We start from the raw sequence: 13,207 nt of genomic DNA on the forward strand, positions 1-13,207 counted from the left end.
TTAATCCAGCCCACTTTGCTGCAGTAGTCGTCAAGATGTACACTCAGCGTTCTATATATAGGACGATAAGGACAGGCGATGTTCACCGATTTAAACGATCTGTTTTATTTCGCCAGCGTGGTCGATCATCAGGGGTTCGCCCCCGCCAGCCGCGCGCTGGGCATACCGAAGTCAAAATTGAGCCGCCGCGTAGCATTACTGGAAGAACGCTTAAACGTGCGCCTTATTCAACGCTCAACGCGGCGTTTTTCCGTCACCGACGTGGGCCTGAATTACTACACGCACTGTAAGGCGATGCTGGTTGAAGCCGATGCAGCGCAACAGGCTATTGAACAAACCCGCGCTGAGCCATGCGGCACCGTGCGCATGTCTTGCCCGGTAGCCATCCTGCATACCCGGGTCGGCAGCATGGTCGCGGCTTTTATGGCCGATTACCCGAAAGTCACTGTGCACCTGGAGGCCACCAACCGCCGGGTTGACGTGGTCGGTGAAGGATTGGATCTGGCGATTCGCGTGCGGCCGCCACCGTTGGAAGACAGCGATCTGGTGCTGAAAATTTTGGCACAGCGAACCTGGTGTATCGCCGCCAGCCCTGCGCTGGTGAGAACCCTTGGCCCAGTACAACGACCGGAGGAATTGCGTAAATACCCCACGCTGGATCTCGGGCCGGCACGTGCGCAGCACCTGTGGCAGTTGACCGGGCCCGACGGTGAAAAAATGGAATGGGAGCATAGGCCAAGGCTGGTCACCGACGACATGCTGATGCTGCGAACCGCCGCAATTGCAGGGGCCGGGATTGTACAACTGCCGTCTATGATGATGCGCGACGACATGTTGCGTGGCGAACTGGTACAGCTGTTGCCCGGTTGGCAGCCCCAGGGCGGCGTGGTGCATGCGGTCTTCCCATCACGCCGCGGACTGCTACCGGCGGTGCGGCTGCTGCTCGATTATCTGGCGCAGCAGTTCGCCACCCTCGAAGAAGAGTGATCAGGCCGTAATTTCTATGGCATTACCATCAGGGTCGCGGATGACTGCCTCGTAAAATCCATCACCGGTCTGGCGCGGCGCTGCCAGCAGGATCCCCTCTTGCTGCGCGCGCTGCGCCAACCGATCGACCAGGCCTTCGTCGCCGACCGACAGAGCTATATGCGCCCAACCCACACGTACATTAGCCTGTTCCGCCGGCAATAATTCTGGCAGGCCCATAATTTCCAGCGTCGGACCGGTGGCCAGGCGAACAAAGCGGGACACAAATCCCGGGCGGTTGCGGCTAACATACAGCTCCCCGGCATCGCCGTTGAAATAACGCTGCCAAAATGCCACTTGTGCATCAATATCGCGGGTCCACAGTGCAACATGGGCTATTTGCATTTCACTCTCCCGTAATTGAAGGGTTGTACACGACTTTGCCGCCGCTGTGAGTCACTTGCTGCTCAAGCTGCGGATGTCGACCGGGCGGCGTGACCAAATAATCAACCCGGCTGGCGGCCAGAAAAGGATAAGGGGCGTAGGTATTGAGTTTGTCGTCGGTACACAACACCGCCACGTTGCCAGAACGCGTCAACAAACGTTTCTTAAACTGGGCATCCTGATAGTTCATCGCCGAAAAACCGCTGGTGGGGTCATAGGCACAGATGCCGGTAAACGCCAGATCGAAATGGAAACCGTCAATGTCCTGCACCGCTTTGGCGTCCACACAACCGCCAATATCCGCGTCCAGTTCACCGCCAATCAAAATAGTGCGGATCCCCGGTTGCTCCAGCATTTTACTGGCGATACTCAGTGCATTGGTCACCACGGTCAGCCGTTGGTCGCGCGGCAACAGCTCAGCCAGATAAAGGTGGGTGCTGCCGGCATCCAGGAAAATAACCTGCCCTTCTTTGATCAGCTCAAGCGCAGCCAGCGCCAATGCCTGTTTCTCATTACTGCTCAAACGTAGCCGCGCGCTTATAGGCCCGGTTGCTGGCGTGGGGGCCAGCGCGCCGCCATAAATGCGTTTGCACAAATTTTGCGCCGCCAACTGGCGTAGATCGCGTCGAATGGTCGCTTCAGTCGTATTCAGGCGTTCCGCCATGTCAACGGCCAGCACGCGCCCCTGTTGCTGTAATGCAGTGAGGATAACCTCATGGCGTTGATTAGGTAACAGCTTGGACATTCTGTCTCTCGATGGCAAATAAGCGATCATAAATGTACACAAACGTACAAAAACGTACAAATGTTTTATGTCTTGCATCGACGTGTCAGGACTAAGCTAGACTGAGGTTCTACGTCACAGATAAAGGAATATTGATGACTTCTGCCGTGCTTTATACGCTGTTCCCCGCCGCAGCTACCCTTGTTGGTGCCGCCGTAGCGCTTTATCGCCGCCCTGGCGATGCGACCATGCGCATCATTCATCACTTTACCGCCGGTATTGTGTTTGCCGCCGCGGCGACCGAAATCCTGCCTGATCTCAAGCAACAATCACCCTGGGCGGTTCTGCTCGGGGGCAGCGTTGGCGTGTTGCTGATGCTGTTGGTCAGGCGCTTGGGGGAACGTGCTCAGGGGCCGGTTGGCTTTGTGGCCGCGGTCGGCATAGATATATTTATTGATGGCTTGGTTTTGGGGATCGCCTTTGCCGCCGGTGCAAAAGCCGGTTTGTTATTGACCCTGGCGCTCACGCTGGAAGTGTTATTTCTGGGATTATCGATCGTCGGGGACCTGCGTGATTTCCTCGGCAAACGGATAAGAGCCATATTGGCAGTCGCCGGTCTGGCACTGTTGCTCCCCATCGGCGGGATGTTGGGTGCCCCCATTGCCACTCTGGGTGCCTTTTGGCTAACGGCATTTCTGGCCTTCGGCCTAATTGCCTTGCTCTATTTGGTCACGGAAGAACTGCTGGTCGAAGCACATGAAGGGGGTAAAGACACGCCGCTGACTACCGCTATGTTCTTTGCCGGGTTTTTATTGTTGTTACTGCTGGAAGAAGGGATGGGATGACTGCGCAATAATTTCATAGGGCAGAACAACTCACCTCGAACGATTTGGCTATACTGAGGCAAACAACGTTACCGCAGAACGTAACGGCTTGGGCGCGAAGGAAAAAGATGCTGTCAAAAATTGCGAAGTGGCTATTTCAATTACCGGGCAGGCTGTTCGGAGGGGTTTTCAAGAATCGCCTGACAATATTTATCTTCTTTATGCTGATAGCTGCTGGGGTCTTCAGCGCTAAACGCTATCTGCGTGCGCATCAAAATGACGATGAGTTTATCAGCATTACCGCCACTGATTACAATCGGGCTATCCAGCGTGAATTGCCACTGCGAGAGGCGCGCGAGCAATGCGGTGGCCCGCTGCATGACAATGCGGGGCAGCCCTGGCCACCGTCAGCCGGTTACTTGCATCAACCGGAACACAAAACCACTGGCCGCTTGCAGCAACTGACGTTGGACAACCAAAACAACGATTTTGCCGTGCTGGTCAAACTGGAAACCCCCGGGGAACCACAACAACTGGCCGAGGTATTTATTCCCGCCGCGAGCAGTTTCAATATCAAAACCAATCCGGCCGGTGAATATGTGATGAAAATCAGAAATATCAAAAGCGGCTGTAACTTCCGCTCCAAGCCCTTCACCCTCAGCAGCCATCAAGACTGGCGCCTGCCGTTAAATACGCAAACGGGCGGCAGCGTGAAGCTGCAGCCCATCAGCGATCGTGAGTTTTAACCGAGGTACTTATTTCTTCACGGGATGATCGCGGCGGAACAACTCCCAGCTTTCAATTTCCTGGCCGTTAGGCAGGGTACAGGTGGAATACTGGCCATTGGCATTTTGCTTGGCGTTTAATTTCCCACCTATCTCTGTGCAATACACGTCTGCCGGGTTCGCCATACCGATAGGTTTCATCTGCGGCGGCGGTGGCGCGTCGTTGGATTTCATCGCGCACCCCTGTAGCATCGCCATCCCAGCCAGCAGGGAGACCATTAGCATTTTTTTCATTTCTTCTCTTACCACTCCCGGCCCCAGTCAAACAGCAGTTAGCCCGTTTACACTATGGCGGGAAGAATTGGAAACGGCGGCAACCTAGGCATACCGCCGTTTATGCCATCAGGAAATAAAGGACGCGCCCTGCTTCAGAACCAGATCACAGGCTTTCTGTTTCACTTTTTCGGTGATTTGCGACGTTCCCAGGCTGTTCAGATCCAGGCTCTTGCCTTCGCCTGTTTTCAGCAAACCGCCCAGCCCTTGCTGGTAGTCCTGGCTTTTGGCATTTTCAGTGCTGCTGATACCCAGCTTGCTCAGCAGTTGGTTTTTCACTGCCTCGGTTCCATTGGCTGACAATACGTTATTTTTCACACAGTACTGCAAAATACCGGCGGCGTTAGTCATGCTGCTGGAACTCAAGGCTTTATCGCCACCGTTCAACAGACCGGTCAATGAAGACAGCGAAGTGCCGCCCGTGCTGCCACCTGATTTGCTTAGCTCACCGGCTGCGCTGCTGAGAGAATCCATCAGCCCGGCAGCCTGAGCCGCCCCGCAAGCCATAGTCGTGGTCAATGTCAGCGCCAACAGTAAACGATGCTTGGTATTCATGGGGTAAAACTCCTGTTTATCTCGCCATCCCTTCGTCTTTCCCGTTTTCTCTGGGGTTCGGGAAATCTGCTGGGCATATCATGTGCAATAAGCGCAATGCGCCGGATCACCTCTTCGGACGCCACCTCCCGCGACAAGTTCCTTTTATCTGGCAATGCCGCGGTTTTTTCAGAATTCAGGTAATTTTCTGGTGGGAGAATGTACAAACAGGATGATAGAGAACGGCAGACCGAATGGCCCGCCGGTAATCAGAACTGCCAACGCAGCCAAGCGAAAAACACGTTGCCGTTATTGTAGGTACCGGGGATATAGGTCGCCTGGAAGGTCAATCGTTTATAACCGATAGACGCCAGCGGCAAAGGAGCCGGGATCGGAATGTATTTCCAGTTGTCACGCGCAGTGACACTGGCCGTAAAGCCCAGACCCAGACGGAAATCCTTGTCATCGAGTGGACGCCAGATCTTCTCATAAGCGTAACCACCGATCGGTTCCCACTTATTGAACGAATCCTTAAACACCATCATATAGAGGCCGTGCCAGTCACCGTCGCTATCGTAACGCGAGATACCATAGCCACCGCCCCAAGGCCGCTCGTTGTACGAGTCGATTTTTTCTTGGCTGTAGGTCAAACGGTTGTGCCAGGTGATGGCAGGCAGATAGATATCTTTATTGGGTGAGTTGTTCCAGGTCTCTGCCACGTTATCCGTGAAGCGCTGCCATAACCCCGGCTTTTCAGCCTGCGTAGCGTTGCTATTTTCTGCACCAACCTCAGCGTAAGAAGGTAGTGCAGAAAATATCAACGACATTGAGCAAGCTAACATTGTCCGTTTAAAAAACATCATAAACTCCTGTAAAAAATAAGGCCGGCGATTCTTACCGATCGCCACATCAAGATCAAGCTGTATCTTATTTACCCAACCTGTTTCTTACCCCTCGTTTTCCTTTGGTTAAGTTTAGTTGTCGCAAATGACAAAAGCCCGGCGTTGCGATTCGGGTCGCACAGGCTACTGCGCACCCAAGGCAGCGTCTGTCGGAATATTCCGCAATAGCGGCGATTCGCAGGAGCGACAGACAGCACACCAGCATGCGAGATAACTTCTTTTTTACGCTGAGCGTAGCAAAATGTTTACGGGCACCCGGCAACCGAATGTAACAGCGATCACGTTTTTGGTTGCTGCCGAAGCCCCGCCTTACAGGCGATCCAACCCCGATGAGGCTTTGCCTGCGCAATGGCAGTGTAAATGTCCAGTTACATACCACAGTAGAGAATGGCCGAACCCATAATTTTCAGGTTACAACTGGCGACGTAACCCGCAGGTAAAGTACCGGACGTTCATCTCCCCCTGCATGATCTGGCTAGAGAAGCCGGATTTTACATCTCTATTACATTCAATGAAAAATACCATCCGCAATATCCACACTCTTTATAGTGAATGTTCACCGCGTAAACCCGCGAATACAATCGACCGATCCCCCATACCTCTGCACCAACTTGAACAAGCCGACAGTTTAAATAATTGTTAAAGCTGATGAGCGCCCTCGGTTTGAAACGGGTGACGCATTATTTCACTGTTCGCCACACAACATCGCCAGCAATATTTTTTGCTGCTCTCTGCCTGATAAAAGAAAGATAAAAAATCCGGAGAAACACATGAAAATCACTATTGGAGCTTTCATCCTGCAACAGCTCCGCACCCTGAACATCGATCGTATTTATGGCGTGCCCGGCGACTATAATCTGGCGCTGCTGGAATTGATCGAGCAGGATAGTCATCTTGAGTTTGTCGGTAACTGTAATGAATTGAATGCGTCCTACGCGGCCGACGGTTATGCGCGGCTAAAAGGCGCAGGAGCACTGATCACTACCTACGGCGTCGGCGATCTGGCCGCGCTGTCCGGCATTGCCGGCGCTTACGCCGAATCTGCACCGGTAGTTTGCCTGTCCGGTACACCGCCACTGCACGCGATGAAAAACCATCTGCTGTTGCACCATACGCTGGCGGACGGTAATTTTGATAACGTCATGAACTGCTTTAAACAATTTACCGTTGCCCAAGCGCTCATCACGCCTGAAAATGCCGCAGTGGAAATTCCTCGCGTTATTTCCCGCGCCTGGACGGAAAAGAAACCGGTTTATTTGCAATTGCCTTCTGATATTTGTGATGTAGAAATTGAAATCGCTCAGGCCGTCACCGCGCCGCAATTACCCCCAAGCGACAAATATAATGTGCAGTTGGCCGCTATGGCGCTGTTGGCACGGATAAAACTCGCGAAAAAACCGATTATTCTGGTCGACCAAATGGTAGACCGTTTCCAGTTACAGCAATTAGTGATCGACGTCGCTCATAAATTCGCGATTCCACTGACCAATATGCCAACGGCAAAATGCATTATTCCTGAAACCACGCCAGGTTGGATGGGCGGGTATAGCGGTAATTTGTCGCGCCCTGAGCTGTATGAACACATGGCGCATGCCGACTGCGTATTGAGCTTCGGCGTGCGTCTGGTAGATTCCACGACCGGCTATTTCTCGCATCGGATCCCGTCCGACGCGCAAATTGATATTCAGCCGTTTTCGCTGAATCTGGGCAACACCTCCTACCCGGCAGTCGCTGCGGCAGACCTGTTGCAGGCATTGCTGGCACTGGGTGAAAACGTGGCAGACCACCACCCGGCACCGTTGCCTGAAGCACGCCATCGGTTGGCTACACCGAGCGAAACGCCGATCGACCAGGCTTATTTATGGCAACGTATACAGCGTTTTATTCGAGCCGATGACGTGGTTGTGGTCGAGAATGGCACCTCGGGTGCCGCGATTGGTGGCATGCGTATGCCGGACGGCGTTCAAGTGGTCAATCAGCCGATCTGGGGATCGATCGGGTACACACTGCCGGCACTGTTGGGTACCATGATGGCCGCACCGGATCGGCGGCACCTGTTGTTTATCGGTGACGGTTCTTTCCAACTCACCGCTCAGGAAGTTTCCACCCTGCTGCGCTACGATCAAAAGCCGATTATCTTCCTGATCAATAACGACGGTTACACCATCGAACGCTACATTCTGGGGGAAAACTCGTCGTATAACGACATCGGGCCGTGGGACTACGCCAAACTGCCAGCGGTACTCAACACCCAAGCAACGCCGTTCAGCGTGTCAGTTGAAACCACCCAACAGTTGGAATTAGCGTTGGAGCACGCCTCACGGCAAGATCGGTTGGCATTTATCGAAGTGAAGGTGCCCATGATGGACACCCCGCCCGTGATGAAAGAATTCTGCAACCGCTGCAATAACTTTAACTTCGGCCTGACCAATCCACGCCGCGCATAACGGCGCCCAGCCCGCCGTTGCTCAGGTAACGGCGGCCTTTCCCAGTGCTTGCACAACCTGCCGCTGCAACGTCTGCAGCAGCGGCTGTTGCCGCTTGGCCCCCAGACGCAGTGCATGTGCTACCGCCGGTAATGGCAGCATGTGATCAAAGACCGTTTCAATCTGTACTCGCCGATCGATAGACTGCTGGCTGAGTAACCCAACCCCCATTCCTGCAGAGATGGCAGCCAGCATCCCCGTCACCGATGGGCACTCCACCGACACCTTATAAGCGATCCCCGCGGCCCTTAGGCGCTCTTCAGCCAATCGACGGTAAAAACAATCCGGCCCGTAACTGACCAGCTTCAGGTTATCTCCTGGCTGATAACGCCAGCCGGGTGGCACACACCAATGAATAGGTTCCGTCGCCAACACAATATCTTCTGCACTCAGTGCATCACAAAACTGCTGATGCAGTACCAGGTCTAACGTCCCATGATCCAGCGCGTTTCGCAGCACATGACTTTGCTCAATCACCAACTGTATATCAACCTGCGGATGCTCATGAGTAAATGCCGCCAACAAGGCCGCCAACTGGGGCAACGACATTTGCTCTGTGGCACCAAAACGCACCGTCCCCTGCAATAAAGAAGGGGAAAAATGCGCCAACGCCCGATCGTGAGCATGCAAAATTTGCCGCCCATGCGACAACAGCGCCTCGCCATCCACAGTCGCGGTCAAGATACTGCCCTGACGATCGACCAGAGTCCGGCCCAACTGCTCTTCCAGCCGTTTGATTTTCCAGCTCACCGCCGACTGGCTGAGATTTAGCTGTTGTGACGCACGCGTCATGCTGCCGGTGTCGATAACACTTTGCAGTGCCCGCAATGCATCAATAGATAAGCGCTGGTTCATAGGCCTGATCATGACAAAAATTGGATTTAACTACCATAACTTGTCATTAGCGTCATGGAAAGACGATGGGTATGGTTTATGTACAAGGCCAAAACGGGAGGAGCTTCATGAATGGCTTAGCATCTTTGCTTAATCAGCAGGTTATCATCAATGGTCATCGTATTGCTGCCGGCGTACATGGCGTGGGCGAACCTTTGGTACTGGTGCATGGCACCCCTGCCCACTCGATAATCTGGCGGGATCTGCTGCCCCGATTGGCATCGGCAGGCTTCAACGTCCATATCTACGATTTGCTGGGCTACGGTGCCTCGGAACGTCCATTGTCAGCAGATACCTCAATTGCCGCACAAGCGGAATTACTGATCGGCCTATTGGACCATTGGCAACTGGCGTCCACCCACGTGTTTGGCCACGATATTGGCGGTGCATTGTCGCTACGCGCAGCTTTTAGTCACGCCGGGCGTTTTCGCTCGCTGAGCATTGCGGATATTTGCAGCTATGACTCCTGGCCTTCGCCTAGCTGGCGCGGCATCCGTGATAACTATCGTCAGTATGCCGTCTTGGACGCATCGCAACATGCGCAAATCCTAACGCGACAGCTGGAAATGGCAGTGTTCAATAAATCCCAGATGACGGGAACGCTATTACAACAGTATCTGGCGCCGATCGTCGGCGTGGTCGGCCAACCCGCATTTTATCAACATCAAATCGCCCATTACGACGCCCGCTATACTGATGATTTCGCACTGCGTTTGCCGGAACTACGTTTGCCGGTGCAAATTCTGTGGGGGGAAAACGACGAATGGCAGCCGGTCAGTTACGCTTACCGTTTACAAGGCGACATTCCCGGAGCCAGGCTGCAGGTAATCCCGCAGGCGGGGCATTTTCTCATGGAGGATGCACCGGAAACCCTAGCTCAACAGCTGGTCGCATTTATTCATTCACTTTAAACCGGGCGAATAGGCTCAGGAGTACATGATGCAATTGATAGGCATGCTGGATTCACCCTACGTGCGCCGGGTCGCCATTTGTTTAAAATTATTGGGGATCGCGTTTGAGCACCATGCCATTTCAGTCTTTAGCGGCTTCGATCGGTTTAAAGCCATTAACCCGGTAGTGAAAGCCCCGACGCTGGTGCTGGCCGACGATCAAATCCTGATGGATTCTTCCTTGATCCTGGAATACGCCTCAAGCATCGCCCCCACAGGGAAGATCTTGCTGCCGACCCAGGGTGCAGAGCGGCTACGTGCCCTACAGCTCAACGGCTTGGCACTGGCGGCCTGCGAAAAAACGGTGCAAATCGTTTATGAACAGCAACTTCGCCCGCAAGAAAAACAGCACCAGCCTTGGCTGGATCGTATTCAGAACCAACTGCTGGCCGCCTATGCCGAACTCGAAAAGCAGTTGCCACAGGCCGCAATGCCTGACTGGATGGGCAGCGCAGAGGTCAGCGTGGCTGTTGCCTGGAGCTTCACCCAACTCATGCTGCCCGGGCAGATAAGCGCCGAGCAACACCCTGCATTGGCGGCATTTTCCGCCAATGCAGAAAAACACCCGGCATTTGTCAGTACTCCGCAGGTTTAACCCGCTGAAGCGCGCGTCATGCAGCGCTGATGCCGCTCATCCACCCGCTTGGCGAACCAGGCGGTGGTCAACTTACGGGTGATTTTCGGGCTTTCCAGTTGAATACCCGGCAGCATTTCCCGCGGTAATTTCTTGCCCGTGCTTTTCTCCGCCAAGGCATAGACCCGCTCATACAGGTCAGTGTCAGAAAACTCGAACCTATCGCCCTTTTCCAGCGCCCGACGAATCGCCGAATCACTCATATTCAGCCGTTTGCCGAGGGTGCGCACTGCCAGCTCAGTGGTGCCGGGTTTATCCGTACCGTAGTTGATCAAATCGCCATCCAACGCCAACGGAATGCCCGTCGTTCGGCTGACTGCACTCTGGAACGCCGCGTTGCGGCTAGCGTACCAACCGGCATTGAAGTCGGCGAAGCGGTAAATCGGCTGACTGTAGTTAGCGGGGTAGCCCAGCAAATGGGCGATACCAAAATACATGCCACCACGGCGGCTGAACACTTCACGGCGAAGGGTACCGTCAATCGGATACGGGTAGCCTTTGGCATGCGCTTCGGCGAAGGCAACGCTCACCTGCATCGGCCCAGCGGTATGTACCGGATTCAGGTTACCAAACAGCGTTTGGCCCATCGGCACCGAATTGATCATGTCATCAAAAATATCGCTAAGATCTTTCTCGGTACGTACCTTATCCAGACGTTCGCTATAGCTCTTACCGTTCGGTGATTTGATCAACAAAGCGGTATGCACCAGGAAATTAGGAATATGCAGCTGATCAGCACGGCGGTCGATCTCTTTCCAGGCAATTTTTGGTAGCCCCGGTACCGGCGGATTTGCCTGGAAGGTCGACTCCTGCTCGGTGACCGCCAGAACCGAACACAGGTTTTGAACGCTAGGTTCAATGCCCTGCGCAGCAAAAGCGGCAGTGATGTCGGTGGCCCACCCTTGACGATCGGCCGTATTGGCCGGCATCAGCCTTACCAGTTGGGCTTTAACGTCTTCCGGGCGTTGTACCGGTGTCGTTGTCTTAGTGGTACAACCGACCAGCACCATCAGCGCAGCCAGGCTCAATGGACGCAAAGTCATCGGGTTGATAAAACGGCGAATAAGCATCTTTTCCCTGATCGTTTTAGCATAAACTGCACTGACGTTAGCCCAGCGGAGGGCCGTGATCCAGTTTAAATATGCCCTCGGCTATCAGAACCAGGCTATGACAGGACATTAATCGTAAAGGAATAGCGTAATGATTGAACTCATAGACATGAGCCAACAGGATTTCGAGCGTTATCGCGTTCATGGGATCGAAGAATATGCCCAGGATTTGGCGCGTTCGTTGTCGTTGAGCCAGGAGCAAGCCCGAATAGAGGCCACAACATCCTACAACGATGCGCTCCCCAATGGGTTGGCAACACCACACCATCGACTGGTTTGCGCTCGCTTAAGTGGGTCTACGGAAAAGATAGCCATCGTCTGGTACAGCATTAAACAACGCACCTTCGGCAGGCAGCTGTTTGTCTACGATTTTGAAGTGGATACTGCCTGGCGGGGCAAAGGCTATGGTGAGAAAATCCTTAGCGCCGTGTTGAATGCCGGACGAGCTGCCGGTGCAGAATATGCCGAGCTGGCAGTTTTCGACGACAATCCGACGGCGGCCCGTCTGTATACTCGGCTCGGCTTTAAGGCCGTCAACACACGAATGCATCGTAAACTCTAAATCACGCCTTTGATGATATCAGGCATGTTCAAAGCCCCCATAAACATGTATTTTATATGCAACATATAAAATCATTCTATTCGCCCGCCCTGTGCGGCAATACAGAACCTGAGGAGAGATGCATGACCGAGCTGCTGCGTTATAAAACCCTGCCGGAATGGAACAGCACCACGCTGCCAGAGAGTTTCCAACAAAAGCACAACACCCAAAGTGGCACCTGGGCCAAACTCACCCTGCTGAGCGGCACACTGACCTTCGCGCTCATGACCGAAGAGGGCGAAACCACCGAAACCTGGCAGTTTAGCCCCGAAAGCCAACCGCCGTTTATCGAACCGCAGCAATGGCATCGCATCGTTTCATTTTCCGATGACATGACCTGCCAACTGGCGTTCTATTGTTCGCCTGAAGATTACTACCACAAGAAGCATCAACTGACGCGCACCCATTCCGAAGTGATTGAGGCCGCGCAACGTATCGCGCCCGGTAAAACGCTGGATCTAGGCTGTGGCGGCGGACGCAACTCGCTCTACCTCAACCTGAAAGGCTTCGATGTCACTGCCTGGGATAAACACGCTCCCTCTATTGATAATCTCAACGCCATTATCGACAGCGAAGGCCTGTCACATATTCGCGCCAGCGTGCAAGATCTCAATACACACGGCTTCAGCGGTGAGTACGACTTTATTCTTTCCACCGTGGTATTGATGTTCCTCAACCCGGCGCAGATCCCCGCACTGGTGAAAAACATGCAGGACAGCACTGTCAGTGGCGGTTACAACCTGATCGTCGCGGCGATGGATACCCCAGACTACCCTTGCACTCTGCCCTTCCCGTTCACCTTTAAGCCAGGTGAATTGAACAATTATTACGCTGGCTGGGACGTGCTTAAATACAACGAAGACGTTGGCCAACTGCACAAAACTGATGCTGCCGGCAACCGTATTTCTTTGCGTTTCGCCACGCTACTGGCACGCAAGCCCTAACATTCCTGTACTCCCCGTCCAACGGGCTCGTGCCTGCCTGCGCCGAAATGCGGCAAACAACATGAAGTTTATTACGTTGCCAACCCGTGGCTGCGGCGTTAGGATCGCGCCCGGCTACGGGTGTAGCCAGTGTAATG

The 13,207-nt window shown here is 53.8% G+C and carries 15 protein-coding genes; 8 read left to right on the forward strand and 7 right to left on the reverse strand.

What is annotated here, in order from left to right:
- Positions 1-78: 78 nt before the first annotated feature.
- The gene (locus tag ACI2J2_RS13105; RefSeq protein ID WP_209636677.1) at positions 79-987 is read left to right on the forward strand and encodes a LysR family transcriptional regulator; all 909 of its coding nucleotides are present in this window, start codon (positions 79-81) and stop codon (positions 985-987) included.
- On the opposite strand, the gene ACI2J2_RS13110 is transcribed toward ACI2J2_RS13105, so the two are convergent.
- A complete protein-coding gene (locus ACI2J2_RS13110; RefSeq protein WP_404760195.1) occupies positions 988-1,371 on the reverse strand; it encodes a VOC family protein in 384 nt (127 codons plus the stop codon).
- Position 1,372: 1 nt separating this feature from the next.
- Complete coding sequence (locus ACI2J2_RS13115; protein ID WP_404760196.1) at positions 1,373-2,155, reverse strand: DeoR/GlpR family DNA-binding transcription regulator; 783 nt, start codon at positions 2,153-2,155, stop codon at positions 1,373-1,375.
- Between the two features lie 134 nt (positions 2,156-2,289).
- Here ACI2J2_RS13115 and ACI2J2_RS13120 point away from each other — a divergent pair, with 134 nt between their 5' ends.
- Complete coding sequence (locus ACI2J2_RS13120; protein ID WP_404760197.1) at positions 2,290-2,979, forward strand: ZIP family metal transporter; 690 nt, start codon at positions 2,290-2,292, stop codon at positions 2,977-2,979.
- A gap of 107 nt (positions 2,980-3,086) precedes the next feature.
- Positions 3,087-3,704, forward strand: a complete 618-nt coding sequence (locus tag ACI2J2_RS13125) for a hypothetical protein (RefSeq protein WP_404760198.1) — start codon at positions 3,087-3,089, stop codon at positions 3,702-3,704.
- Positions 3,705-3,713: 9 nt separating this feature from the next.
- Here the strand turns inward: ACI2J2_RS13125 and ACI2J2_RS13130 are convergent, their stop codons facing one another.
- From ACI2J2_RS13130 to pagP, 3 genes are all read right to left on the reverse strand, one after another.
- Positions 3,714-3,977, reverse strand: a complete 264-nt coding sequence (locus ACI2J2_RS13130; protein WP_404760199.1) for a DUF333 domain-containing protein — start codon at positions 3,975-3,977, stop codon at positions 3,714-3,716.
- Positions 3,978-4,085: 108 nt separating this feature from the next.
- Positions 4,086-4,571 carry a DUF2501 domain-containing protein gene (locus ACI2J2_RS13135; RefSeq protein WP_209636689.1) on the reverse strand — a complete coding sequence of 162 codons (486 nt, stop codon included), beginning with the start codon at positions 4,569-4,571 and terminating at the stop codon, positions 4,086-4,088.
- A 248-nt stretch (positions 4,572-4,819) separates the two neighbouring features.
- Positions 4,820-5,413 (reverse strand): lipid IV(A) palmitoyltransferase PagP, encoded by a 594-nt coding sequence (pagP, locus tag ACI2J2_RS13140; RefSeq protein ID WP_404760200.1) that lies wholly within the window; start codon positions 5,411-5,413, stop codon positions 4,820-4,822.
- Between the two features lie 809 nt (positions 5,414-6,222).
- Between pagP and ACI2J2_RS13145 the strand changes: the two genes are divergently transcribed.
- The gene (locus ACI2J2_RS13145) at positions 6,223-7,899 is read left to right on the forward strand and encodes an alpha-keto acid decarboxylase family protein (RefSeq protein ID WP_404760201.1); all 1,677 of its coding nucleotides are present in this window, start codon (positions 6,223-6,225) and stop codon (positions 7,897-7,899) included.
- 21 nt (positions 7,900-7,920) lie between these two features.
- Here the strand turns inward: ACI2J2_RS13145 and ACI2J2_RS13150 are convergent, their stop codons facing one another.
- On the reverse strand, positions 7,921-8,793 hold the full coding sequence (locus ACI2J2_RS13150; protein ID WP_404760202.1) for a LysR family transcriptional regulator: 873 nt from the start codon (positions 8,791-8,793) through the stop codon (positions 7,921-7,923).
- 107 nt (positions 8,794-8,900) lie between these two features.
- Between ACI2J2_RS13150 and ACI2J2_RS13155 the strand changes: the two genes are divergently transcribed.
- Positions 8,901-9,743 (forward strand): alpha/beta fold hydrolase, encoded by an 843-nt coding sequence (locus ACI2J2_RS13155; protein ID WP_404760203.1) that lies wholly within the window; start codon positions 8,901-8,903, stop codon positions 9,741-9,743.
- Between the two features lie 28 nt (positions 9,744-9,771).
- Positions 9,772-10,377 (forward strand): glutathione S-transferase, encoded by a 606-nt coding sequence (locus tag ACI2J2_RS13160; RefSeq protein WP_404760296.1) that lies wholly within the window; start codon positions 9,772-9,774, stop codon positions 10,375-10,377.
- On the opposite strand, the gene ACI2J2_RS13165 is transcribed toward ACI2J2_RS13160, so the two are convergent.
- Positions 10,374-11,486: a DUF1615 domain-containing protein gene (locus ACI2J2_RS13165; RefSeq protein ID WP_404760204.1), complete on the reverse strand. Its 1,113-nt coding sequence runs from the start codon at positions 11,484-11,486 to the stop codon at positions 10,374-10,376. The genes ACI2J2_RS13160 and ACI2J2_RS13165 overlap by 4 nt on opposite strands.
- A 130-nt stretch (positions 11,487-11,616) precedes the next feature.
- Between ACI2J2_RS13165 and ACI2J2_RS13170 the strand changes: the two genes are divergently transcribed.
- Positions 11,617-12,087 (forward strand): N-acetyltransferase, encoded by a 471-nt coding sequence (locus ACI2J2_RS13170; RefSeq protein ID WP_209636699.1) that lies wholly within the window; start codon positions 11,617-11,619, stop codon positions 12,085-12,087.
- Positions 12,088-12,209: 122 nt separating this feature from the next.
- Complete coding sequence (tehB, locus tag ACI2J2_RS13175; RefSeq protein ID WP_209636701.1) at positions 12,210-13,070, forward strand: SAM-dependent methyltransferase TehB; 861 nt, start codon at positions 12,210-12,212, stop codon at positions 13,068-13,070.
- Positions 13,071-13,207: the final 137 nt, after the last annotated feature.

Origin of the sequence: Serratia sp. NPDC087055 (assembly GCF_044900985.1) — a bacterium.
Classification (GTDB): Bacteria; Pseudomonadota; Gammaproteobacteria; order Enterobacterales; family Enterobacteriaceae; genus Serratia.

Excerpts from the sequence above, each read along its gene's own strand:
- ACI2J2_RS13120 (WP_404760197.1), top strand. The coding sequence starts at position 2,290 with ATGACTTCTGCCGTGCTTTATACGCTGTTCCCCGCCGCAGCTACCCTT.
- ACI2J2_RS13110 (WP_404760195.1), bottom strand. The coding sequence starts at position 1,371 with ATGCAAATAGCCCATGTTGCACTGTGGACCCGCGATATTGATGCACAA.
- ACI2J2_RS13105 (WP_209636677.1), top strand. The coding sequence starts at position 79 with ATGTTCACCGATTTAAACGATCTGTTTTATTTCGCCAGCGTGGTCGAT.
- ACI2J2_RS13165 (WP_404760204.1), bottom strand. The coding sequence starts at position 11,486 with ATGCTTATTCGCCGTTTTATCAACCCGATGACTTTGCGTCCATTGAGC.
- ACI2J2_RS13170 (WP_209636699.1), top strand. The coding sequence starts at position 11,617 with ATGATTGAACTCATAGACATGAGCCAACAGGATTTCGAGCGTTATCGC.
- ACI2J2_RS13145 (WP_404760201.1), top strand. The coding sequence starts at position 6,223 with ATGAAAATCACTATTGGAGCTTTCATCCTGCAACAGCTCCGCACCCTG.
- ACI2J2_RS13160 (WP_404760296.1), top strand. The coding sequence starts at position 9,772 with ATGCAATTGATAGGCATGCTGGATTCACCCTACGTGCGCCGGGTCGCC.
- pagP (WP_404760200.1), bottom strand. The coding sequence starts at position 5,413 with ATGATGTTTTTTAAACGGACAATGTTAGCTTGCTCAATGTCGTTGATA.
- ACI2J2_RS13115 (WP_404760196.1), bottom strand. The coding sequence starts at position 2,155 with ATGTCCAAGCTGTTACCTAATCAACGCCATGAGGTTATCCTCACTGCA.
- ACI2J2_RS13155 (WP_404760203.1), top strand. The coding sequence starts at position 8,901 with ATGAATGGCTTAGCATCTTTGCTTAATCAGCAGGTTATCATCAATGGT.
- ACI2J2_RS13135 (WP_209636689.1), bottom strand. The coding sequence starts at position 4,571 with ATGAATACCAAGCATCGTTTACTGTTGGCGCTGACATTGACCACGACT.
- ACI2J2_RS13125 (WP_404760198.1), top strand. The coding sequence starts at position 3,087 with ATGCTGTCAAAAATTGCGAAGTGGCTATTTCAATTACCGGGCAGGCTG.
- ACI2J2_RS13130 (WP_404760199.1), bottom strand. The coding sequence starts at position 3,977 with ATGAAAAAAATGCTAATGGTCTCCCTGCTGGCTGGGATGGCGATGCTA.
- tehB (WP_209636701.1), top strand. The coding sequence starts at position 12,210 with ATGACCGAGCTGCTGCGTTATAAAACCCTGCCGGAATGGAACAGCACC.
- ACI2J2_RS13150 (WP_404760202.1), bottom strand. The coding sequence starts at position 8,793 with ATGAACCAGCGCTTATCTATTGATGCATTGCGGGCACTGCAAAGTGTT.